The organism is Tamlana sp. I1 (assembly GCF_015355625.1).
Classification (GTDB): domain Bacteria; phylum Bacteroidota; class Bacteroidia; order Flavobacteriales; family Flavobacteriaceae; genus Pseudotamlana.
On sequence record NZ_JACLAF010000015.1, the window covers coordinates 85,002 to 107,725 of the forward strand.

The 22,724-nt window shown below is 33.5% G+C and carries 18 protein-coding genes; 7 read left to right on the forward strand and 11 right to left on the reverse strand.

The annotated features are described in order from the left end of the window. Nucleotides 1-205 precede the first annotated feature (205 nt). Complete coding sequence (locus tag H6X70_RS14245; RefSeq protein ID WP_194768362.1) at nt 206-817, forward strand: hypothetical protein; 612 nt, start codon at nt 206-208, stop codon at nt 815-817. Nucleotides 818-983: 166 nt separating this feature from the next. Beyond that, the gene (gene secDF / locus H6X70_RS14250; protein WP_194768363.1) at nt 984-3,980 is read left to right on the forward strand and encodes a protein translocase subunit SecDF; all 2,997 of its coding nucleotides are present in this window, start codon (nt 984-986) and stop codon (nt 3,978-3,980) included. 103 nt (nt 3,981-4,083) lie between these two features. Here secDF and H6X70_RS14255 read toward each other — a convergent pair whose 3' ends face one another. From H6X70_RS14255 to H6X70_RS14265, 3 genes are all read right to left on the reverse strand, one after another. Next, entirely contained in the window at nt 4,084-4,344 is a 261-nt protein-coding gene (locus H6X70_RS14255; RefSeq protein WP_194768364.1) for a hypothetical protein, read from the reverse strand. Between the two features lie 138 nt (nt 4,345-4,482). After that, on the reverse strand, nt 4,483-5,166 hold the full coding sequence (locus H6X70_RS14260; RefSeq protein ID WP_317171475.1) for a LytTR family DNA-binding domain-containing protein: 684 nt from the start codon (nt 5,164-5,166) through the stop codon (nt 4,483-4,485). Continuing rightward, nucleotides 5,163-6,191 carry a sensor histidine kinase gene (locus H6X70_RS14265; RefSeq protein ID WP_194768365.1) on the reverse strand — a complete coding sequence of 343 codons (1,029 nt, stop codon included), beginning with the start codon at nt 6,189-6,191 and terminating at the stop codon, nt 5,163-5,165. The genes H6X70_RS14260 and H6X70_RS14265 overlap by 4 nt, the downstream gene beginning before the upstream one ends. 184 nt (nt 6,192-6,375) lie before the next feature. Here H6X70_RS14265 and H6X70_RS14270 point away from each other — a divergent pair, with 184 nt between their 5' ends. Further along, a complete protein-coding gene (locus H6X70_RS14270; protein WP_194768366.1) occupies nt 6,376-8,754 on the forward strand; it encodes an outer membrane beta-barrel family protein in 2,379 nt (792 codons plus the stop codon). A gap of 10 nt (nt 8,755-8,764) precedes the next feature. On the opposite strand, the gene H6X70_RS14275 is transcribed toward H6X70_RS14270, so the two are convergent. From H6X70_RS14275 to H6X70_RS14300, 6 genes are all read right to left on the reverse strand, one after another. Beyond that, nucleotides 8,765-9,646 (reverse strand): alpha/beta hydrolase, encoded by an 882-nt coding sequence (locus H6X70_RS14275; RefSeq protein WP_194768367.1) that lies wholly within the window; start codon nt 9,644-9,646, stop codon nt 8,765-8,767. Nucleotides 9,647-9,733: 87 nt separating this feature from the next. Beyond that, nucleotides 9,734-10,393, reverse strand: coding sequence for an alpha/beta hydrolase (locus tag H6X70_RS14280; RefSeq protein ID WP_194768368.1), 660 nt, complete (start codon nt 10,391-10,393; stop codon nt 9,734-9,736). Nucleotide 10,394: 1 nt separating this feature from the next. Then, a complete protein-coding gene (locus tag H6X70_RS14285) occupies nt 10,395-10,727 on the reverse strand; it encodes a hypothetical protein (protein WP_194768369.1) in 333 nt (110 codons plus the stop codon). A gap of 4 nt (nt 10,728-10,731) precedes the next feature. Continuing rightward, on the reverse strand, nt 10,732-11,988 hold the full coding sequence (locus tag H6X70_RS14290; protein WP_194768370.1) for a dihydroorotase: 1,257 nt from the start codon (nt 11,986-11,988) through the stop codon (nt 10,732-10,734). Beyond that, on the reverse strand, nt 11,985-13,910 hold the full coding sequence (locus H6X70_RS14295; RefSeq protein ID WP_194768371.1) for a vWA domain-containing protein: 1,926 nt from the start codon (nt 13,908-13,910) through the stop codon (nt 11,985-11,987). Before H6X70_RS14295 ends, H6X70_RS14290 begins: the two co-directional genes overlap by 4 nt. Before the next feature lie 40 nt (nt 13,911-13,950). Then, the gene (locus H6X70_RS14300) at nt 13,951-14,958 is read right to left on the reverse strand and encodes a glycosyltransferase family 2 protein (RefSeq protein WP_194768372.1); all 1,008 of its coding nucleotides are present in this window, start codon (nt 14,956-14,958) and stop codon (nt 13,951-13,953) included. An 84-nt stretch (nt 14,959-15,042) separates the two neighbouring features. Between H6X70_RS14300 and H6X70_RS14305 the strand changes: the two genes are divergently transcribed. Further along, the gene (locus H6X70_RS14305; RefSeq protein ID WP_194768373.1) at nt 15,043-16,935 is read left to right on the forward strand and encodes a PDZ domain-containing protein; all 1,893 of its coding nucleotides are present in this window, start codon (nt 15,043-15,045) and stop codon (nt 16,933-16,935) included. A gap of 53 nt (nt 16,936-16,988) precedes the next feature. After that, the gene (locus H6X70_RS14310) at nt 16,989-17,510 is read left to right on the forward strand and encodes a lipocalin family protein (protein WP_194768374.1); all 522 of its coding nucleotides are present in this window, start codon (nt 16,989-16,991) and stop codon (nt 17,508-17,510) included. A 142-nt stretch (nt 17,511-17,652) separates the two neighbouring features. Here H6X70_RS14310 and H6X70_RS14315 read toward each other — a convergent pair whose 3' ends face one another. After that, nucleotides 17,653-19,149, reverse strand: a complete 1,497-nt coding sequence (locus H6X70_RS14315) for a S10 family peptidase (RefSeq protein ID WP_194768375.1) — start codon at nt 19,147-19,149, stop codon at nt 17,653-17,655. A gap of 42 nt (nt 19,150-19,191) precedes the next feature. Next, nucleotides 19,192-19,956 carry a TIGR02757 family protein gene (locus H6X70_RS14320; RefSeq protein WP_194768376.1) on the reverse strand — a complete coding sequence of 255 codons (765 nt, stop codon included), beginning with the start codon at nt 19,954-19,956 and terminating at the stop codon, nt 19,192-19,194. Between the two features lie 223 nt (nt 19,957-20,179). Between H6X70_RS14320 and H6X70_RS14325 the strand changes: the two genes are divergently transcribed. After that, nucleotides 20,180-20,989 carry a hypothetical protein gene (locus H6X70_RS14325; protein WP_194768377.1) on the forward strand — a complete coding sequence of 270 codons (810 nt, stop codon included), beginning with the start codon at nt 20,180-20,182 and terminating at the stop codon, nt 20,987-20,989. A gap of 267 nt (nt 20,990-21,256) precedes the next feature. Further along, nucleotides 21,257-22,447 (forward strand): MFS transporter, encoded by a 1,191-nt coding sequence (locus tag H6X70_RS14330; protein WP_410529886.1) that lies wholly within the window; start codon nt 21,257-21,259, stop codon nt 22,445-22,447. The last annotated feature ends 277 nt before the right edge of the window (nt 22,448-22,724 follow it).

Sequence of the window (22,724 nt, forward strand, 5' to 3'; positions counted from 1 at the left end):
GCAATATAAGTTTGCGTGCGTTAATATTCAAAAAAAACCGATAAACGGTTGATTTGTTGGAATGAATAGATAAACGGTTTGGTTTGTGAGCGTATTTTATTACGTTTTTAGTTAAAAAAAGTCAATAGAACTGAATTAAATAGCTATACATGATAATTATATAAAGACTGTAGTAATACAGTCTTTATTTTTTTATATTTGGCGCATGTTAGCAAGATGGTGCCTTAGTACTTTTATTTTCGGATTAGCTTTGTTTGGTGTTGTTTCTCAGCAGCAAATAGCTACGCCTAATCAAGAAATTGTCTTGCAATTTACAGATGTTGATTTAACATCTACTGAAGTACAAAACACCATTGCCATTGTAAAAAAACAATTGATTGCCGTTGGCGGAAGTCATATTAAGGTAAGCACCCAAGACAATGGTTTATTAAAAATTAGATATTACAGCGACGCCGATGTTTCTAGTATTAAAAAGGCTTTTTCGAATGAAGATGATTTAGCCCTTATTTTAACCGAACATCAAGCCAATTCAGAGATTCCGCTTGAAGAAGGTGCTGTTAAATACAATTTTGACATTTATGAAATTCAAACCAGTAACGACTCTGGTTGGGATTTCGATGGTACCATTGTTTTACAATTAGATACTAAAAGTGATCGATTTTTAGATTCTAATCATAGTTTTTCAACAGGTTATTTAGAAACTATAGCTTCTCATAACAGTTTTAAAACGACCTTTAAAGTTTGCGAAACTATAGCACTTACCATAAGTGAAGCTTTGCATACTATTCCCGAGGTTCGAGCGGGCCCTTTCTGCTAAAAGGTTTTTATACACTACTTTAGGTAAAACCTAGATTTCCAAAAGACATTAAAAAGACTTCATTTTTATAAAGATGAAGCATAAAATCTTAATACATAAAACATTGTCATATTATGCGGTAAATTCTATATTTGCCCGATTAAAAAAATGACGTAAAAATTATAAAATGCAAAACAAAGGATTAGTAAAATTATTTGCTCTTTTGTTTGGTTTGGTAAGTATTTATCAATTATCATTCACATTCAAAGCAAATCAAATTGAGAAAGAAGCTCATGAAATAGCGATTAATAAAGTACCTTCTACCGAAGAGAACTATCACGCTAAACGTACTCAGGAAGAAGCCAACTATTTACAGTCTATCGCTACCGATACGGTATACCACATGGGGGTTGCAAAATTCACTTATACCGAAGTGAAACAAAAAGCCATGAACCTTGGTTTAGATTTAAAAGGTGGTATTAACGTAATTCTTCAAGTGTCTGTAAAAGACATTTTAAAAGGATTGGCTAACAATACAACCGATCCTACATTTAATAAAGCTTTAGAAGATGCTACAGAACTTCAAAAAAATGGTCAAAACACCTATTTAGAAGATTTTTTCACTGCTTTTGACGCTATTAAAGGTGATACCAAATTAGCGTCTCCAGATATTTTTTACACCAAAGCTTTAGATGGTGAAATTGATGGCGGTATGTCTGATGATGAGGTAAAAGTAGTTATCGATAGAAAAATTGACGAGTCTATCGTTTCTGCATTCGAAGTATTACGTAAGCGTATTGATGAGTTTGGTGTAACTTCTCCAAACATTCAACGTTTAGGAACTTCTGGACGTATTTTGGTTGAATTACCAGGTGTTAAAGATGTTGAGCGTGCTACAAGCTTATTACAAAGTACAGCACAATTAGAATTTTGGGATGCTTATAAAGGCGAACAATTTTTCCCGTTTTTAGCACAAGCTAACGAAGTTTTAAAATCTGTAGTAGATAAAAAAACAGAAAGTGCTGAAGCAAAATCTGAAGATGAAGAAGATGCAAAATCATCTCAAATTGACGATTTATTAGGTGATGCTGAAACTGATTCTACAGCAGTTGCTACTGTAAACCCAATTTTCGATTTAATTAGAGGACAAGGCTATCCTGGAGGACCAGTTATCGCTAAGTTTGAAATTAAAGATAAAAATAAAGTTCTTGACTATTTAAACAGTAAAGAAGTTAGAGCGTTATTACCATCAGAACAACGTTATGCAAGATTTGCTTTTGGAAAACCAGAAAAAAATAGCGAATTAGTCGATTTATATGCCTTAGTTGGTAATAGAGAAAACATTCCACCTTTAAGTGGTGATGTAGTAACCGATGCAAGAAACCAGTTTAGCGCTGTTGGAAAGTCTGAAGTGTCTATGCAAATGAATGCTAAAGGTGCTAAAATCTGGGAAGAAATGACTGGAAATGCTTATGCACAAGGCAGTCAGATTGCTATTGTTTTAGATAACATTGTATATTCTGCTCCAGGCGTAACTACAGGACCTATTGCAGGAGGAAGTTCTTCAATTTCTGGAGACTTTACATTAAACGAAGCGATCGATTTAGCAAACGTATTACGTGCTGGTAAATTACCTGCTTCTGCAGATATTATTTCTAGTGAAGTTGTTGGGCCTTCTTTAGGTAAGGAAGCGATTCAAAGTGGAACCATGTCTTTCATGATTGCATTGGCATTGGTATTATTATGGATGGTTTTCTATTACGGAAAATCTGGTTTATTTGCAGATATCGCCATGTTATTAAACATCTTATTAATCTTTGGTGTTTTATCTGGACTTGGAGCCGTATTAACTTTACCTGGTATTGCGGGTATTGTATTAACCATTGGTATGTCGGTGGATGCGAACGTACTTATTTTTGAGCGTATTCGTGAGGAATTAAGCAAAGGAAAAGGACAAGCAGAAGCTATTAAAGATGGATTTGGTAATGCCTTATCATCAATTTTAGATGCCAACATTACTACAGGTTTAACAGCATTAATTTTATTTGTATTTGGTACAGGACCAATTAAAGGTTTCGCAACTACTTTATTAATTGGTATTGCTACGTCTTTATTTACAGCTATTTTCATTACAAGATTATTAATTGACTGGTATGCAAATAGAGGTGGTAACTTAGAGTTCTCTACAGGACTTACTAAAAACCTTTTTAGAAACATAAACATCGAATTTTTAAAGAAACGTAAGATTGCTTACATCATTTCTGGTTCATTAATCGTACTTTCATTAGGATCATTATTTACAAACGGATTAGATCAAGGTGTCGATTTTGTTGGAGGTAGAACCTATCAAGTGCGTTTTGCACATGCAGTTTCTTCTTCAGAAATTACAGATGTTTTATCTGACCCTGCTGTTTTTGGAAGTGCCGATGCTAAAACATTTGGTTCTGCAAATCAGTTAAAAATCACAACAAAATATAAGGTTAACGAATCTGGTACTAAAGTAGATGAAGAAATTCGATCTAAATTATACCAAGCTTTAGTACCTTATTTAGAAGGGACTACTTATAACGATTTCATCGATTTAAACGATGTAAACAAGCAAGTTGGTTTATTAGAAACTTATAAAGTATCTCCAACGATTGCCGATGATATTAAGCAAGCTTCTTTATGGGCTGTATTAGGATCGTTAATCGTAGTGTTCTTATACATTTTATTCCGATTCAAAAAATGGCAATTCTCTTTAGGAGCTGTAATAGCAGTTTTCCACGATGTTCTTATTGTATTAGGGGTATTCTCTTTAACTTATAAATTCATGCCATTTAACATGGAAATTAACCAAGCATTTATTGCAGCCATATTAACGGTAATTGGTTATTCGTTAAATGATACCGTGGTTGTATTCGATAGAGTTCGTGAATACCTTAACGAGCATACCGCATGGAATTTTGACAAAGTTGTAGATGTCTCTTTAAGCAGCACATTAAGTAGAACATTAAATACCTCGTTAACTACTTTAGTAGTATTATTAGCGATATTTATATTTGGTGGCGACTCGATTAGAGGCTTCATGTTTGCATTAATTGTAGGGGTAATTGTGGGTACTTACTCATCGTTATTTATCGCAACACCTGTAATGTATGAAACAGTAGATAAATCAGAAAAAAGAAAGAAGCTTAATAGCTAATTCAATTTTTTAACCAATAAAAAAGCCTGTTAACAAATGTTAGCAGGCTTTTTTGTTTTCAATTAAGTTTTCGATTATGCAAAAACACTTGAAGTCAATCGTTTTATTTTAAATCACTCTTATTATATTTTTTATACCCAATGTTCTTCTTTTCCAAAATCTGATAAAATTTTCTATGAGATATTTTCAAGTCTTTTGTTATTTCTCTCACTTTTTTCTTCCCTAATTTATACAACTTTAAATTCGCGTTTACTTTTTTGTCAAAGTAATGTTTTTCAAGTTTCTCAACAATTTGTAATTCGGTCAAGTTTGAGTCATTTGCATATTTTTCAATCTCTGATTTGATGTCTTTTAAATTGCTCATAAATGTCATTTTTAGCGGTTCTACTCAATGCATGCCAGCTGTGACTATGCTTTTTTTGTTCCCAGTAAAATAAAAAATCATCCCGTACTGTAAAGGGACAGGCTGTTTTTTAAAGGATTTTGAAAGTAAAGTTAGGAATTAGATTTTAAAGATGTTTTTAGTAAAGGCATCTTTGTAAGTGCGTCCTATTGGAATTTTATAACCACCTTTTAAATAGACGAGGTTACTTACCAATTTTTCTATTTTCTGAATGTTTATAATATGAGATTTATGTATTCTATAGAATTTGTTATTTGGTAAAACTTCAATCCAATGGCGTAATGGTTCTTGCGATAAATATTTTTGATTTAGGGTAGTAATTTCGGTGTAATCGGAATCAGATTCAATAAAAAGAATATCATCAATAATAACTTTAATATGTTCATAGCCAGATTTTATGAAGATTTCTGAAGTTTCCGAAGGCATTTCCGAAGTTTTAGAGCTTACTTTTGAAACCGCTTGAACAAATCGCTGAAAAGAAAAAGGCTTCAATAAATAATCTACGACATTCAGTTCGTAACTCTCTAAGGCATAATCTGAAAACGCAGTAGTTAATATAACTTGCGGAATATTATTAGCACTTTTAAGAAATTCAATCCCTGATATTTTTGGCAAATTAATGTCTAAAAACATCACATCAATGGTTTCTGTTTTTAGATATGCCATGGCCTGAATGGCATCTGAAAACACAGCTTTCAAGGTTAGAAAGTCAACATCTTCAATGTATTTTTTTAAAATACGCTGTGCTGGCGGCTGGTCTTCTACAATAATACAGGTCATCATTGGGCTGTTTTATGAAGTTTTATGGTTAATTGAACATCGTATAGGTTTTCCGATTCATTAATCTTTAATTCATGCGTATCTGGATATAATAAATCTAAGCGTTTTTTTACGTTTTTTAAGCCAATCCCATGTGTTAAATCATCTTGTTTGGTCATAGGCATAAAGTTGTTCACACAACTAAAACTTAGAATACCATTAGTCATTGAAATTTCAATATCAATTTTTATGTTATCCGATTGTGCCGACTGACTGTGTTTAAAGGCGTTTTCAATAAAAACAACTAAAATAAGTGGCGCAATTTCATATTGAGCATCAATGTTTTCAGATTTAAAATTAATACGACCACGTTCTTCAATTTGAAGTTCATTTAGTTGGGTAAAGTTTTTTAAATGCTCGATTTCTTTAACAATAGAAACATAGCGCGCTTTGCATTCGTACAACATATATCTTAAAACCGAACTTAATTCTAAAATAATAATAGGGGTTTTAGGTGAAGCTTCAATAGCATACGAATAAAGGTTGTTCAAATTGTTAAATAGGAAATGTGGATTGATTTGAGATTTTAAAAATTGAAGTTCACTTTCTTGAATGTGTGTTGTTAATTTTTCAACTTGACGTTGCTTAACAATAGCATCCCATGTAAACTTAAAACCAGATAATATGGTGATAACCGGTAGAATATCGGCCAACATAAAAAATACTCCTGGGAAAGAACTAGAGCGTTTGGTATTAGGAAAAAACACCTTTTCTAGAAAAAATTCTTCAGTAAGGATAACAATAACAATGAGTAATATTAGATACAGACAAAAGGCTAAATATTTTTTCTTGTAGAAAAAAGTAGGCATTAAAATATAACTAATTATGGCCGCAGCGATCGCATAATTTAAAAAGAAAATAAAGTGGTGGATTTCAAAAGTACGATTCGTTCTATTGTAGACATAGAAAATGAATACGAGCAAATGCAAAATAATTTGAAAAACAATTTCTTTCCAACTTATCTTAAATGTTGTTTTTTTTGCAGACATAAATCGAAATTACAATATAAACTACAATAATAAAAAACGAGTCCTGTAAACTGCAGAATTAATCATGTAAACGTAAAATCGCGAACTGTAACATTGCAGTTTACAGGGACGGATTTGTCGTTTACAGAATACAATCGACTTTTTTAAAATAAAAGCCTGATTTTTGCACAAACAATAATTAAGAATGAATTCTAGAAAAAAACACATCACGCAATTATTACTTTGTTTTATTTTATTAATTGGTGGGACGAGTGTTGCTCAAAATATAAAAATTAAAGGGCAGGTTGTTGAAGAAAACAGCAAGCAGCCTTTAGCATTTGCTACTGTTGCTATAACCGATATTGATTCTAAAAAACCTATTACAGGAACCATTACTGATGATGATGGTAAATTTAATGTAGAAACATCAGCTTCAAATTTTCACATTGAAGTGAGTTTTATGGGGTTTATTTCTAAAACAATTACACAATTCGAAATTAAAAATAACAGCATAAATCTTGGGCTTATTTCTTTAGCTGAAGATGCCGAGCAATTAGGAGAAGTAGTAGTTCAAGCTGAAGTTTCTAGAAATGAATTTAAACTCGATAAACGTGTTTTTAATATAGGAAGAGACATTAGTAGTACAGGCGCTAGTGCGCTAGAGGTACTTAGTAATGTGCCTTCTGTAAGTGTGAGTATTGAAGGTGCCATTAGTTTACGTGGTAGTGAAGGGGTACAGGTTTTAATTAATGGAAAACCATCTATTTTAACTGAAGATTCGGGAGCCTTAGGGAGTATTACTTCCGATATGATTGAAAAAATTGAAGTGATTACAAACCCGTCGGCTAAATATGAAGCCGAAGGAACTACGGGAATTATAAACATAGTTATAAAGAAAGAAGAGCGTAAGGGGGTGAATGGTTCGATAACTTTAAATGCTGGTGTTCCCGATAATAATAGTGTGGGTTTAAGTTTAAACAAACGTTCTGAAAAGTTTAACCTGTTTACTCAAATTGGATTGGGAAGACGTTCAAGACCTCAGGATAACATCAATATTAATAACGATTTAGATAATGGCAACATTCTTTATAATACGGGACAAGATTACAGAGATGAAAAGTTTTATACCATTACATTAGGTTCCGATTATTATATTAATGATAATAACGTCATCACAATTTCGGGTAATTATGCTTTTGAAGATGAAGATCAACCTTCCGATAATAATTTTCAGTTGTTTGATGAAAACGAGAATCTAGAATCTGAATGGAACCGTACGGAAGTTACCGAAGCTGCCAATCCGAAATGGCAATATGAACTTCAATATAAAAGAGATTTTGAAGATCATGACGATCACGACTTATTAATTAGTGCAACAGGGCGTTCTTTTAGTAAAGATCAGTCGTCTTTGTTTGAAGATGAAACCGTTTCGGGCACTAACATGGATCGTGAACAACGTACTAGAACCGATTTTGGAGAAAACACCTACACATTTAAATTGGATTATACTAAGCCGTTTTCAGATAAATGGAGCATGGAAACTGGTGCCCAATATGTGATAAACGATGTAAGTAACGATTATGAAGTTCAGGATTTAGTGAATGGTGATTTTGAAACCGATTTTGGACTTACCAACGTTTTTGAATTTAACCAAGATGTGTTGGGAATTTACGCTACAGGTGCTTATCAAAGTGGCAAATGGGGTGTAAAACCAGGTTTAAGAATGGAATATACCAATGTAAATACCTTATTGGTAAATACCGATGAAGCTAATAGCCAAAGCTATTTTAACCTGTTTCCTAGTATTCATACTTCTTATAAAATTTCGGATGCTGTGTCAATTCAAGCGGGGTATTCTAATCGAATTTATAGACCGCGTCTTTGGGATTTAAATCCGTTTTTCAACATTAGAAACAATTATAATATTCGTCAAGGTAATCCAGATTTACAACCAGAATACACCGATTCTTATGAGATTACAAGTATTTTCGACATAGGGAAAACAGCTTTAAATTTCGGACTTTTCCACAGGTATACCACCGATGTTATAGAGCGCGTGGTGACTTCGGTAGATAACGTTATTGTGCAACGTCCAGAAAATATTGGGACAAATAGTACTATTGGTATTGAATTTAACACCAAAGTGAGTCCAGCAAAATGGTTAAGCTTTAATGTCGATTTTAATTATAACAACTTTAAACGTGTGGGAAGTTATGAGACTAAGGTTTTCGATTTTAAAGGCGACCAATGGAATTCTAAAATTCTAGCCAAGTTTAAATTCCCAGCCGATATCGATTTTGAAGCTACAGGAAATTACAATTCAAAATATCAAACCATTCAATTTGAAGTTGATGACATTGCTTTTTTAGATTTAGGTTTACGTAAAAAAATACTAAAAGGTAAAGGCGTAATTAATATGAGTGTGCGCGATGTTTTTAATTCCCGAATTAACGAAAGAATGACGATTCAGGACGATTTTGAAGCCTATACTAAAAGTATGCGAGGTCGTTTTGTAACTTTCGGATTTAGCTATGGCTTTGGAAAAGGGGATGCTATGGAATATTCTGGAGGAAGAAGACGTTAAGTTTAAAAACCTAGTTTTTATTTGTTAGTTTTAGATTGTCTAAAAACTGCCATAATTTTTCATTAAAAAGTGATTTTTCAGCTTTTGAAAATTTACCATGGCCACCACCTTCAATTAGAACCAACTCCGTTTTTATTTGATTTTCTTGTAGTTTCTTATAAAGCATGACAGATTGCTTATAAGAAACAAGCGGATCTTTCGTGCCATGAATAATTAGTGTTGGTGGACTGGATTCGGAAACAAAATATAAAGGAGAAACAGACTTTATAAAAGTTTTATTTTTAGAGTTTGTTTTTAGCCATTTTTTCGCAGAACCCATTTCGGATAGAAGCGTTAAATCGGTTGGACCGTATTTATCAATAATGGCAGCAATTTTAATTTCAGATTCTAAATAGCAATGGCTGTCAAATCTTCTATTATTTCCCAATAATCCTGTCATGAGTGCTAAATGGCCTCCAGCGGAAGCGCCCATCACCACAATTTTATTGGTATCAATATTTAATGTTTTTGCGTGTTTATACAAATAAATCAAGGCACATCTTACGTCTTCAATCGCCGCAGGGGCTGGAGCTGTAGATTCTAAACGATATTCCACATTGGCAACCGCAAAACCATTTTTAAAGAATTCGCTAAATCCAGTTTGCGATTCTTTTACACCATGATTCCAACCGCCACCATGAATATTAATTACAATAGGCGTTGGTTGCTTTGAAAGCAGATTGGTATATAAATCCATCTTGCCTTCCCATTGGTTTACAGTGGTATAAACAATATTAAGACTTGCATTATAATCTGTCGGGAATTTAACAGGTTTATAGGTCGTAGATTGACTTGTACAATTAAAAATGGAACTAAGCGCTATAAAGGAAGAAATACCAAAAGTTCGTATCATTTTTAGAATTTTTAAATTGAAAACGCTATTAATTTATTCGAAATTGAATGGATTAATTGGTTTTCAGCTGTAATACCGACTTAAACCCTAGCCAATTCGTGCACTTAACCATTCCTTAAACTCATAAAAGTTTTGAGGCGCTACGCCGTGCCCTACAGGAAATTCAGAATACTGATTTTTAACTTTTAAGGCGTTTAAAAACGGTGTTGTTTGTCTCGCCCATTCCACAGGAATTACTTGGTCAACACTGCCGTGTGAACAATAAAAATCTAAATGCGAATAGTCTTTCGACTCAAATTTTTCAGGGAAAATATCTTGAACCAAATAGCCGCTTAAAGCCACGACGTTTTTAATTTTTTCAGGGTATGTTAATGCTACTCCGTAACTTAAAATACTGCCCTGGCTAAAGCCCAAAAGCGATACGTTACTTTTATTTACAGGGTAAGCTTCAACAGCTTCATCAATAAATTTTGAGATTAAATCACGCGATTGTTTGGCTTGTTCAATATCGTTCCATTTGCCTTTTTCAGCATCAAAATTAATAGCATACCAAGCATTTCCGTAAGGTTCCATAGGGTAAGGAGCTTTTACAGAAATGATAAAAAGTTCTTCGGGTAACTCTGTTGCAAACGAAAATAAATCGTTTTCATCGCTGCCATAACCATGCATCATAATTAATAATGGTGCATTTTCGGTTAAGCTAGATTTTCTAATAATATGTTGTAATGAAAGTGATGTGTTTACCATGTTAGTTTCCTAGGTTTGCAAATATTTTTTGATAGAATGCACCCACTAGAGGCACAATTTGTTTTTTTCTTGCCACAGCATTTGAAAATCCATAAATAAAAAGAATTACAAAAAACAAGTAGAAGGATGAGGTTACCAACCAGTTATCAAAACTACCAACAATATAACCCAGCGCAAAAAAAGTAAGCCAAAGTCCTAAGGATTGTCTGATGTGAAAACTAGCAAAATCACTTTTGTTTTCGTTGTTTAAATAATAGGCAATAATAACTCCAAATATGGTAATGTAGCTTATTATGGCGTTTTTACGGCCAATTTCAATGTCTTGATTTGTCATGCAATTACGATTTTAAAACCATTTGATTATTGGCAATAATACCATAAACGCTGCCTTTTAAGGTTTCGTTTTCAAATATGGCATTCTTCGATTTTGAAAGGATGTCTTTAGTCGTGAAAACAGCTTTTGAGTCTGGATTAAAAAGCGTGATGTTAGCTAGAGCACCTTCATTTATAGCAGATGCTTCTAAGCCAAATCTATTTTTTCCTTTGGTTAAAATATCAATGGTTTTTTTTGTGGTAAATAGCGTTTGTAAGGCACCAAAAGCAGTTTCTAAACCAATGGTACCATAATTAGCGTAATCAAATTCTATCTTTTTTAATTCGATATTTAAAGGATTATGATCTGTAGTCACCATATCGATTGTGCCATCTTTAACGCCTTCAATTAAGGCATCGGCATCACTTTGTGTGCGTAAGGGCGGTAATACTTTAAAATGCGTGTTAAAATCGGTTAGCGCTTCATCTGTAAAATATAAATTGTGAATCGCAACACTGCAGGTTACATCTAGTTTCTTCTTTTTTGCCTCGCGAATAAGTGCCACCGATGTTGCTGTAGAAATGGTAGGAATATGTAATTTTCCGCCTGTATATTCCAATAAAAATAAGTCTCTTGCAATTTGCATTTCTTCAGCAAGTGCAGGAATACCTTTTAAACCTAATCTGGTGCTAGTTATGTTTTCGTTCATAACACCTAGACCTGCAATTTTGTTTTCTTGTGGAAAAGAACATACCAAACCGTTAAAATTGCTAGCGTATTGCAGCGCGATTTTCATAAGATTCGGATTAGAAATAGGCTTTTTATAATCGTAAAAAGCAACAGCTCCGGCAGAGCTCATATCATAAAGTTCGGCAAGATCGACACCTTGGCTAGAAACGGTTAAAGCTCCAATAGGTAAAAGTGTTACAGCATGGTTTAATGATTTCGATTTTATAAAAGTAATATCGGAATTCGAATCGATAACCGGATTGCTATACGCATTTAAAGCCACCGCAGTAAAACCAGAAAGCGCCGCAGTTTGTAAACCATTGGCAATAGTTTCTCGTTCTTCCAAACCAGGTTCTCCAAAACACACCCCGCTATCAAACCAACCTTGAGAAATATGAAGGTTGTTTAAGCTAACTTCTTGGTAATTTTTAGAATTTTTAATGCTGTTGGCAATCTTAGTAATCACGCCATTTTCAATTAATATATCTTGAGTAGAATTGTGAAATTCGCTTTTAGAATCTATAATCGTGGCCGATTTTATAAGTATGTTCATTTAAAGAATTTTAAGATGAGCATTTCAATAATCAATAACGCTAGTGCAAAAATAACAAACCATTTCCACAGGGCATTAATTTTTGTGTCACTTTTTATACTGTCGAAAATTTTAGTTACCGAATCGCTAACCATCACATTTTTTGAAGCAGAAAGATTGCGGTAAACCAAATCACTTTCCGATCTATTGTAATTAAAACTCACATTTTTTAATGTTTCAATGCCATTCATAACAGAAAATGTACCTGCAGTTGAAGGTTCTTCCGAAGTATGAATCACCACCTTATTATTAAAATATTGTTGTCTCGGAATCAAATTAACGTCTTCATTAACTAGTGAAAGCACGGCGTCTTGCTGCATTTGTGTTTCCACTTCAAAGGTGTTTTCGCGACCTATGGTATAATAAATTTCAGGAATTTTAAAGCTCTGTTTTCCAATATTAAATAAGGTAGGGACAATAAGTGGCGAGTTTTTAAAACTTGAATTATCGCTATTTAAAGCTGCCGAAAACACAAAAACATGGTTAAGTTCTGCTAAAAACAGTTTACCATCTTCAAATTGTAAAGCTGCCGAAGCTTGATTTGAAGTTAATCCATAAAACTGATTCACTTTAGGGTACTGAAAGTTTTTAACCTGTTTTGTAAATACGCCGTTATTGTATAGGGGATGACTGTAATTTATAGTGGTTATGCGTTTTTCGGCAGTAATTATGTTTGAAAACTGCGCGCCGTATGAATTTAAAAATAAATTATAAGCTGTTAATTGAATGTTGTTTGAAGGTATGATAATAATAGTACCACCTTGCGCTGAAAATTGTTTTAAAGCTGAAATTAATGGGGTTGAAATGGCATCCAATTCATTTAAAATAATAAGATGCTGTTTATCTATTAAGTTAAAATTTAACTGTTTTTCGGTGGTTGAAATGTAGTTGAAATCGGCTTCGGTATAAATGCGTTTTAAAAAACTATCGTTCGCCGCATTTATAGAAAGCACATTAATTTTTGAAGCTTTATTCAAATTGAAAAACAAGCTATTATCAAATTGTAAACTGCTATCGTCCACACTTATTTTACCATTTATAAGCTGATCTTTAGGTAATGTAAAGGTCGTTTGGTTGGTTTTATTAAGATTTACAGATGTTTTTGCGATAAGCTTATCGTCATTATAAAGTGATACCGGTAAATTTTCAACCGCAGTACCGCTATTTTTTAAAACTACGTTAAGCTCTAAATTATTGGCGTTTGTTTCAGAAATGTAAGCGCTATCAATAGCAATATTGTTTTTGTTAACCGCTTCTAATTTCACTAAATGTAAACGGGTTAGCGAATCTGGTTCAATATTAAAATCGCTTTGGTCTTGCTGAAAATCTGAAATAAAAACAAGATTTTTTAAAATCCCTTTTTTATTATTGAATAAGGTTTTACTTTTTAATAAAGCCGCTTCGGCAGTTAAACTATTTGAAGCATAGTCTAATTTTAGCAACTCGTTTTTAATCGCACTAATATTTGTGTTTTTAAAAACGTGATTATTAGTAACTATCGATATGTTTTCATCATTAGGAACATTGGAAATAATATCCTGAACGGCTCTTTTTAATAATTCTCCTTGATTCCCTTTAGCTTGCATACTAAAGGAGTTATCTAAATAAATAACGGTTTCTTTTTCGGTTTTAAAACTGTCTAAATTAGAAGTATAAGGTTGTGCAAAAGCAAAAACTAAAGCCGCTAGAAGCAATAATCGAGTAAGTAAAACAAGCCATTTTTTTATTTGCGAACTTTTTCTAGTTTGTAAAGTGGCTTCTTTTAAAAAAGCAACGTTGGTAAAGGCTTCACGTTTAAATTTACGTAACTGAAATAAGTGAACAATAATAGGAATAAGCAGTAAAAATAAGGCGTAAAGAAGTTCTGGATGTTTAAACTGCATAGCTTAATTAGATTAGTCAAACCTACATAATTTTTCGGCATTAACAAAAGAAAACATAATCTTCAATCGGTTTTAAATGCAAGTGATTCATATATTCTAAAATACCTTGCTGTTCTTCTTTATTGGCAACGGTAATAATGCTTTGTGGGTTTTCAATGTGCTGTAAATATTGAAACGGTTTTAAAACAGTACCATAAATGTCTTTACCAATTTTTTTAGGATTATCGCAAATCCATTCAAAAGGCATATTCAATTTTTTAAGGGTTTTTGCAATGGTTTTTCCTTTATTTCCTGCGCCCCAAACCACTAACGTTTTATTGGTTTGATAATCGAGTTCTAGAAAATAGTGCAGTTTTAAATCTATAAAATGATTTTCAGCATAGTGCACATGAGTTCTAGAAGTGCGGTGGCTGTAATCACGCCAATCGTGTAAAATGTCGCAGCAAGGAATGCATTTAAAATTGTGTTTGTAAAACCTGAATGCTAGGTCGTAATCTTCAGGATAGCGGTTGGGGTTAAAAGCATCGCAGGCTATTAAATCCTCGCGATGTACCATCCAACAGGGCGAAGGAATAACACATTCTTTATAGATTTCAGAATAATTTGCGCCTTTTTCAGTTAGGTTATTCAGCCAAACTTCATAGCTTTTGTAACCCGCTTTTATACCTTCTTCAGCAAAATAATGAACTAAACCCACCGCGATATGCTGTTTTCCGTAGGTTAATAAATTATTTGCTAAAACTTCAAGTTTGTTGGGACGCATCACATCATCGCTGTCCATACGTGTAATAAAGTCCCCTTTGCTTTGTGAAAAAGCCAATTTTAAAGCATCAATAATTCCACTTCCAGAATTTTTTAATAGTTTAATTCTGCTATCTTTGTGAGTAAAATCGTTAACAATAGCATGGCTTTTATCTGTTGAATGATCATCAATAATGATTAATTCCCAATTAGAATAGCTTTGTTGTAATATGGAATTTAAACAATCCGGTAAATAAGTTTCGGTGTTTTTAAAAGGAATTAAAATGCTTACAAGCGGTTTTTGCATATGCGAATTTAACAAAACCTTAGGTAATGGGCGTCGTACATAATAGTATTTTGCAGCTCAATTTTTTAACAAAAATCAAAATTAATGAATAACAGAATTTTAGCCGTTTTATTTACGGGCTTATTGGTTGCCAGTTGTGGTACCACAAAAACATCGCAAAATGATTTGGCTGTAAATACGCCAATTGAAACCGTGGTAGATTTAGTTCATGTCGATAACGATCGTGTTCCTGTAACTATTGATCCAGGACGTTTTACGGTTGATAAGGTTACTTACCGACTTCCAAAAGTTGTTCAAGGCACCTATGCCATAAGCAATTTTGGAAAATACATCGATGCCATTAAAGCTTATGATTATAAAGGTAATGAAATGCCAGTTCACAATGTAGATACGAATACGTGGACGATTTCTAACGCTAAAAATCTTGATAAAATAACCTATTTGGTAAATGATACTTTCGATCAGGAACTCGTGGGAGGTATTGGAAATGATACGCCTTTTTCACCTTCGGGAACCAATATAGAGCCGAATAATTTCGTGTTGAATTTACATGGTTTTATAGGGTATTTCGATTCTTTAAAAAACAATCAATACAAGGTGGATATTACGAGTCCGTCTAACTTTGTGCATGCATCTGCGTTAAAAGCATCAGGTTCTAAAACCAGTGCCGATGGAAAAACGACTACCACAAGTTATTTGGCACAAACCTATTTTGATATTACCGATAATCCAATGATGTACGGCGATTTGGATGTTGAAACCTTTCAAGTTGGCGATATTAAAATCGTTTTAAGTGTTTATTCTCCAAATAAAAAACATTCGGCAAAATCGCTTAAAGAAACGGTTTTTAAAATGATGGAAGCTCAAAAGGCGTATTTAGGTGATATAAATTCAACTTCTCAATACGATATTTTCTTGTATTTATCTGAAGGAAAAGAAGATTCGGCAAAAGGATTTGGAGCTTTAGAACACCATACTTCAACGGTTGTTGTTTTTTCTGAAAACATGTCTGAAGAAGCTTTAGCCGATAGTATGATTGATGTGGTTTCGCATGAGTTTTTTCATATTGTAACGCCTTTAAGTGTGCATTCTGAAGATGTTCAGTATTTCGATTATAACAACCCAACGTTTTCAAAGCATTTATGGATGTATGAAGGGGTTACCGAATATTTCGCAACTTTATTTCAAGTGAATCAAGGTTTGGTTGATGAAGCTAGTTTTTACAATTCGATTATGGAAAAAATCAGTTATTCAAAACGTATGAATGATGCGATGAGTTTTACCATAATGAGTGAAAATGTGATTAAAGAGCCTTACAAAGATCAATATTTAAACGTGTATCAAAAAGGTGCTTTAATAGGTATGTGTATTGATATTTTAATGCGCGAAGAAAGTAACGGGCATCGCGGAATTTTATCGCTAATGAAAGAATTATCGAATAAATATGGGAAGCACAAACCTTTTGAAGATGATAAATTAATTGATGAAATTGTGGCGATGACTTATCCTTCATTGGGTGATTTTTTCGAAATGCACGTTGTGGGTGATATCCCAATTGATTACAACGAATTTTTCGCAAAAGTGGGCTTAGAAATTGGTGAAGGTAAAGTGGAAACCAACTATATTTTAATGGATGGAGCGCCAATTGTTAGCGGCGATCCGCAATTAGGCGTTATCTTTTTTACAGATCAAGTTTCAGAAAATAGCTTTTGGGCAGAACAAGGTGCTAAACCAGACGATATAATTAGAAGCGTAAACGGCAAGGAAATAACCATGCAAAATGCAAACGAGGTATTAGAGTCTATTTATAATTGGAAACCTGGTCAAGCTATTGAAGTTGTTTTAATACGTGATGGAAAAGCCATTAACATTAAAACAAAAGTAACTAAAACTTACACCATGGGACTTGGCATTATTGAAAAGCCAGACGCAACCGATGCGCAAAAAGCATTACGTGAAGCATGGTTAAAAGGTTAGGAGTTTGCTTTTGATTTAAATACCTACATTTGCTCCCCAAATCGATAATAACCATGAAAACAATTAAAATGAACAAAAAACAATTTGCACTAATTTTTTTAACCACAATAACATTATTGGCTTGTAGCAGCGATGATAATAATAAAACGCCTGATGTACAAGACAGTATTATTGGAAAATGGAAACTTGTAAGTATATCTTATGATGGAGAATTAGAAGAAGCTACTGTGTGTGAAAGTAAATCGATTATCGAATTTAATAGTGATAATACTTATAAGGATGTTGCGGCCAAAGAATCTGATATTTCAGATGATTGCGCTTATGATGGATTTGGAGTAACCGGCACATTTACGTTAACTAATGGTATATTAACAAGAACTGCGACAGAAGTTGTAATTGTTCCTGATGAACTTGATAACCCCGATTGGATTGAAGGAGCTAAAGGTGAGTATGATCCAGAAACTGTTTCTTTTGAAAATGGCAGATTAAGCTTGACAGAGACTTTTGAAGAAGAAAAAATTTCTACTTATAAGTATACTTACGAAAAAACGACAGATGAATTCTTCTCAGAATAGTAATCAGAATTTAGTATAACTATTTTTCAGATACTTTATTGAAGGTCTGAAAGTGTTATAAAATGTATAAGTTTAAAAACGATTGATGCTTGAAAATATCAGTCGTTTTTTTATTTTTATGATAGCGCTAAAATACTTACTTCTATTTCCTCATATATTTAGCAGCTTTTCCGTTGCTAGAAGCATTTTTTATAAACTCTCGAATATCATCATTCGCAGAAATTAAATCATCTTTTCTTAGGTACATCATATGGCCACTTCTATAACCTTTGTATGTAAAACGGTCTTTCATTTTTCCGCTAGGGTCTATTTGCCACATCGTATATTTAGCCCCAAAATATGTGGTGGCGCCATCGTAATACCCCGATTGGATTAGTACTTTTAAATATGGGTTTTCGGCCATGGCTTGTCTTAATCCTTCTCTTGTATGGTCGTTTCGTCTGTCCCAAGGGTGCACATCGCCAAACATATTATATTTAATATCGGTGTTAAATTTTAAATGTTCTTTAATGTAATAATTAATGGCGGGCGTAAAGGAATGCGACCATGATGAAATTTCTGCATTATAATCGGGGCTTGTGCCTGCTTCTGTTTTATCGATGCCCAAATATCTAGAATCTAAACGGCCAATAGTTTGTCCTGTTTTATCTTGTAATAAGGCTTTCCAGAAATAACTATTCGATACTTCTAGATTATTTTGTAAAATGGCCTTTTCGGTTAAACCGGAATAATAAGCCACTTTTTTTGCAACGTCTTGTTTTTCACTTTCAGAAATAAAACCACCTTTAGCAAGGGCAGGCATTAACGTATTAATGGCATAGTTTTCGGCTTCTGGTAAGATATCTAATAAATCTTTTTGTTGAAGAGCAGGGGTTAAGGCCTTGTGATACCAAGCAGTAGCCGTAAAATAAGGCAAGTTTAAAGCTGAATATATGGGCTGATTGGTATTGTATAATTTATAATCGGCTGGCGATACCAAAATCACACCATTTAAATACATCCACTGTTTAGATTGTAATTCGTTGGCTAAGCCCATAACGCGTGTGCCTCCATAACTTTCGCCAATAATATATTTAGGCGATTCCCATCGGTTTTTTCTAGATACAAACGTGTTAATCCATTCGGCGAGGTATTTAATGTCTGCATTAATACCAAAAAATGTTTCGCGTTCTGGTAGTTTTCCTTCTTTATTGGCTATCATTCTGGAATAGCCTGTGTTTACGGGGTTTACATATACAATATCGGCAATGTCTAGAATAGAATTCGGATTATCCTTTACACCATAAGGTTGCATAGGGTAACCTTCATCGTCAATATTTAAAACTTTTGGACCTGTGTAAGCAATATGCATCCAAACTGATGCAGAACCTGGACCGCCGTTAAATGAAATCACTAAAGGTCGTTCGGCTTTATTTTTTACATTATTTCGTTCGTAATAGGTATAATATAGGGTCGCAATTGGGTCGCCTTCTTGATTCCAAACGGGTTGGGTTCCTGTCGTGGCCGTGTAGTTGATAGCTGTGTTTTTAATGGTTGTACTATGTGTGGTAACCACCATAGTATCGGTTGGAATTTTTCGAGATTGAGAAAAAAGTGAAAGACTAAAAACGGTGAAAAATAGAGAAATATATAATTTCATAAGGCAGTGTGTATTTGCGAATAAAGATACGAAAAACAGTTGTTAGAACCCTTCAAAAACACCCAATCCAAAAAGGGCGAAGTCATATTTAACGGGGTCTTTGGGGTCTAGGTTTCTTAAAGCGGTGTCTAATTCGGTTAAAGCTTTGGCATCATTTTGTTTACGTTTTAATAAACCCAGTTTTCTAGCCACGTTTCCTGAATGTACATCTAACGGACAAGATAGTTTTGAAGCTGGAATGGTTTTCCAAATGCCAAAATCTACCCCTGCTTGATCTTTCCTTACCAACCAACGCAGCATCATATTAATCCGTTTCGCCGCCGAACCTTTATTTGGGTCGCCAACATGTTTTAATGTTCGGGAAGGATGATTTATGGAAAAAAATGTCTTTTTAAATTCGTGAATGGCAGGTTGCATGCTGGTTTCGGAAGTGTAGTTGTTAAAAACGGCCTCTAAACCATTATGATTTACATAGATGTTTTTTAAAGCTGTTATAAAATATTTTAAATCTTCAGCATTAAAAGTACGGTGCACAAAACCATCAAAAGTATCTAGGTCGCTTGCTTTATGATTTATAACAAAATCGTAAGGCGAATTTCCTAACAGTTCCATCATGCTATCAGCATTTTTTATAATCATTTTTCGGTTTCCCCAAGCAATGGTGGCTGTTAAAAAAGAGGCAATTTCAATATCTTCTTTGATTGATAAGCGATGCGGAATTTGAATAGGGTCACTATCAATAAAATTAGGATTGTTATATTCAATAACTTTAGCGTCTAAAAATTCTTTTAATTCGGCAGTATTCAAGATGTAAATTTTGATGGTGTTTTAAGACTTCAAAAATACCATTTATTATGCTAATGGTTTTAAGCTTTCAATCTTTACTGTTATATTAGATAATAGTTGAAAAGCGTTAAATCATCGACGAAGTGCATGTTTTTGTCGAAAAAGTAATAAATCAATCCTAAAATTGAACTAAAATTCGACCAAATAGCGTTATTTTTGAAACGAAAAAATAAACATATAAATTATGAAAAAATTAATCATTCCAGTTTTAGCACTTTTTTTTATAGGATGCGATGATGCAAAAGATGCTGTAACAGAAGCCATCGAGCCTACAGAAACGATTGAAGCTATTCAAGAATACGCCTTGGTTAATCAAATATTCCAAGATATTGGAAATAATAATGGTGATGCCATTTTACAAGCTGAAGGTTCTTCATCAGCAAAAATAGCAGCGACTAAAAATAGTCCTGAAATTTCGGTTACACCTATGGATTTAACTACATTTCCTAAAACAATAACGGTTGATTTTAAAGAAGGAACAGTAGGTAAAGACGGGGTTACCAGAGAAGGCATTGTAACTATTGTTTCAACAGATTGGTACGGTGTAGAAGGAAGCACACATACAGCTACTTTTGATGGTTTTTATCACAATGGGTATAAAGTTGAAGGGACTCAAGTTGTTGAGAATTTAGGTGAAAATGAAGATGGGTTTTTAGAATATAGCGTAGATATTGAAAATGGAAAAATAACTGCTGAAAATGATGCTGCTATTGAATACACCGAAAATTCAACTAGAACTTGGATTTCTGGAGCTGATACGCCTCTAAATATTTGGGATGACGAATATTTATTAGACGGAACACAGTCTGGAGTTAGCTCAAACGATATTGAATATGAATTAACGGTTGAAGAGTCTTTACATTTTGTATTGTTGCCAAGAGCAGTAAAATCAGGTGTTCTTAAGCTTGATGTTGGTGTGTTTAATAATATTAAATTAGACTATTCAGCAAAAACTATAACGATTTTAGGAGTTACATATCCTTTAGAAAAATAATTTTTGGTTTTTGAAATCTTAAAACATTTCAATAATCACTTAGATTAAAATCTAATCATTTAGAATTCCCCGAGGCCAACGCTTCGGGGTTTCTTTTTTTTAGCCCTTTCCTGTGAATATACTAGTTGTATAACTAATTGGTTGATATTTGTGTTGACTAGTTTTTCTGTCTATGTGCTGCTAGAATAGGCTTGTTTATTTCAGATGGTAAGTTTTAAAAAATTATTTGTTTAATAATAAAGCTTAAATTCGTGACTTATATTTTTAATGAATTTGGACCTTTCAAAACGCATCTTACCCATTATCGTTTTCTCTCAATTTTGCTGCACCTCGTTGTGGTTTGCGGGAAATGGCGTTATTACCGACTTAATCATCACTTTTAATTTAGAAGTTTCAGCTTTAGGGTTTTTAACTTCAGCGGTTCAATTTGGTTTTATTATGGGCACTTTTTTGTTTGCCTTTTTTACAATTACAGATCGTTTTTCGCCTTCGAAAGTGTTTTTTGTCTGTGCGATATTATGTGCATTTTTTAATGCTTTGGTCGTTTTTCCAAGCCAGACTATTTATAGTTTAATTTTGTTACGTTTTTCAACTGGGTTTTTCTTGGCAGGAATTTACCCCGTGGGCATGAAAATAGCAGCCGATTATTACCAAAAAGGACTTGGAAAATCATTAGGCTTCTTGGTTGGAGCTTTAGTATTAGGAACGGCTTTTCCGCACTTATTAAAAGGTTTTAGTCAGTTTATTTCATGGCAATACGTGGTGTATATCACTTCGGGCATAGCGGTATTAGGCGGTGTTTTAATTCTGGTTTTTGTTCCAGATGGCCCTTTTAGAAAATCCGCTAAAGCGATAGATCTTTCTGTAATATTTAAAATATTTAGAAACTCCAATTTTCGATCGGCTGCCTTTGGGTATTTTGGACACATGTGGGAGCTTTATGCATTTTGGGCGTTTATTCCATTATTGCTAACTACTTATGTTAAAATGCATCCGGGTACAAGTTTTAACATTCCGTTATTAAGTTTTAGTATTATCGCTTTAGGCGGAATTGCTTGCGTGATAGCTGGGTATTTATCTCAAAAATTTAAAACCATACATGTCGCCACTACAGCATTAGTGCTTTCAGCAATTTGCTGTTTGGTGTCGCCTTTGTTTTTTGAGATAAACTCCGAAATTATTTTTGTAGCCTTTGCTGTATTTTGGGGCATGGTTGTTATTGCCGATTCGCCATTATTTTCAACTTTGGTAGCTCAAACCGTTAACCCCGAGTTTAAAGGTACAGCGCTTACCATTGTAAATTGTTTGGGGTATAGCTTAACAATTATTAGCATTATGCTTTTTAATTATTTAATGGCTTTTGTGCCCTTAAATTATCTTTTTGTCATGCTGGCTATTGGGCCTGTTTTAGGTTTTTCAGCCTTAGTGTCCAAAATGGTTTTTAAGAAAAAAGTCTAGGGTTTATATTTGGTCGAAATCTAAGTTTAAAATTGGTATTAGTCTTATTTAGATAAATCGGTTTTATGGTCTATCGAAAATTTATCGTGAAATTTGAAGTGATAACACCGTGAAATTTCAGGCTGTTTGAGCTAAACTAATTTTTAAATTTGGCTCTAATTATTATGGCGAGTTCCTGGAATTTAGGTGTCGAACGAAAAATTTAGATAAAGTTTCGTAAATCTAGATTTTTTTGGTTCGTTTTTTCATCAATGGAAAAAATGAACTACAACATAAA

Bases quoted from the DNA above. Each gene is read 5' to 3' on its own strand.
- H6X70_RS14245 (WP_194768362.1), top strand. From the start codon at position 206: ATGTTAGCAAGATGGTGCCTTAGTACTTTTATTTTCGGATTAGCTTTG.
- secDF (WP_194768363.1), top strand. From the start codon at position 984: ATGCAAAACAAAGGATTAGTAAAATTATTTGCTCTTTTGTTTGGTTTG.
- H6X70_RS14255 (WP_194768364.1), bottom strand. From the start codon at position 4,344: ATGAGCAATTTAAAAGACATCAAATCAGAGATTGAAAAATATGCAAAT.
- H6X70_RS14260 (WP_317171475.1), bottom strand. From the start codon at position 5,166: ATGATGACCTGTATTATTGTAGAAGACCAGCCGCCAGCACAGCGTATT.
- H6X70_RS14265 (WP_194768365.1), bottom strand. From the start codon at position 6,191: ATGTCTGCAAAAAAAACAACATTTAAGATAAGTTGGAAAGAAATTGTT.
- H6X70_RS14270 (WP_194768366.1), top strand. From the start codon at position 6,376: ATGAATTCTAGAAAAAAACACATCACGCAATTATTACTTTGTTTTATT.
- H6X70_RS14275 (WP_194768367.1), bottom strand. From the start codon at position 9,646: ATGATACGAACTTTTGGTATTTCTTCCTTTATAGCGCTTAGTTCCATT.
- H6X70_RS14280 (WP_194768368.1), bottom strand. From the start codon at position 10,393: ATGGTAAACACATCACTTTCATTACAACATATTATTAGAAAATCTAGC.
- H6X70_RS14285 (WP_194768369.1), bottom strand. From the start codon at position 10,727: ATGACAAATCAAGACATTGAAATTGGCCGTAAAAACGCCATAATAAGC.
- H6X70_RS14290 (WP_194768370.1), bottom strand. From the start codon at position 11,988: ATGAACATACTTATAAAATCGGCCACGATTATAGATTCTAAAAGCGAA.
- H6X70_RS14295 (WP_194768371.1), bottom strand. From the start codon at position 13,910: ATGCAGTTTAAACATCCAGAACTTCTTTACGCCTTATTTTTACTGCTT.
- H6X70_RS14300 (WP_194768372.1), bottom strand. From the start codon at position 14,958: ATGCAAAAACCGCTTGTAAGCATTTTAATTCCTTTTAAAAACACCGAA.
- H6X70_RS14305 (WP_194768373.1), top strand. From the start codon at position 15,043: ATGAATAACAGAATTTTAGCCGTTTTATTTACGGGCTTATTGGTTGCC.
- H6X70_RS14310 (WP_194768374.1), top strand. From the start codon at position 16,989: ATGAAAACAATTAAAATGAACAAAAAACAATTTGCACTAATTTTTTTA.
- H6X70_RS14315 (WP_194768375.1), bottom strand. From the start codon at position 19,149: ATGAAATTATATATTTCTCTATTTTTCACCGTTTTTAGTCTTTCACTT.
- H6X70_RS14325 (WP_194768377.1), top strand. From the start codon at position 20,180: ATGAAAAAATTAATCATTCCAGTTTTAGCACTTTTTTTTATAGGATGC.
- H6X70_RS14330 (WP_410529886.1), top strand. From the start codon at position 21,257: ATGAATTTGGACCTTTCAAAACGCATCTTACCCATTATCGTTTTCTCT.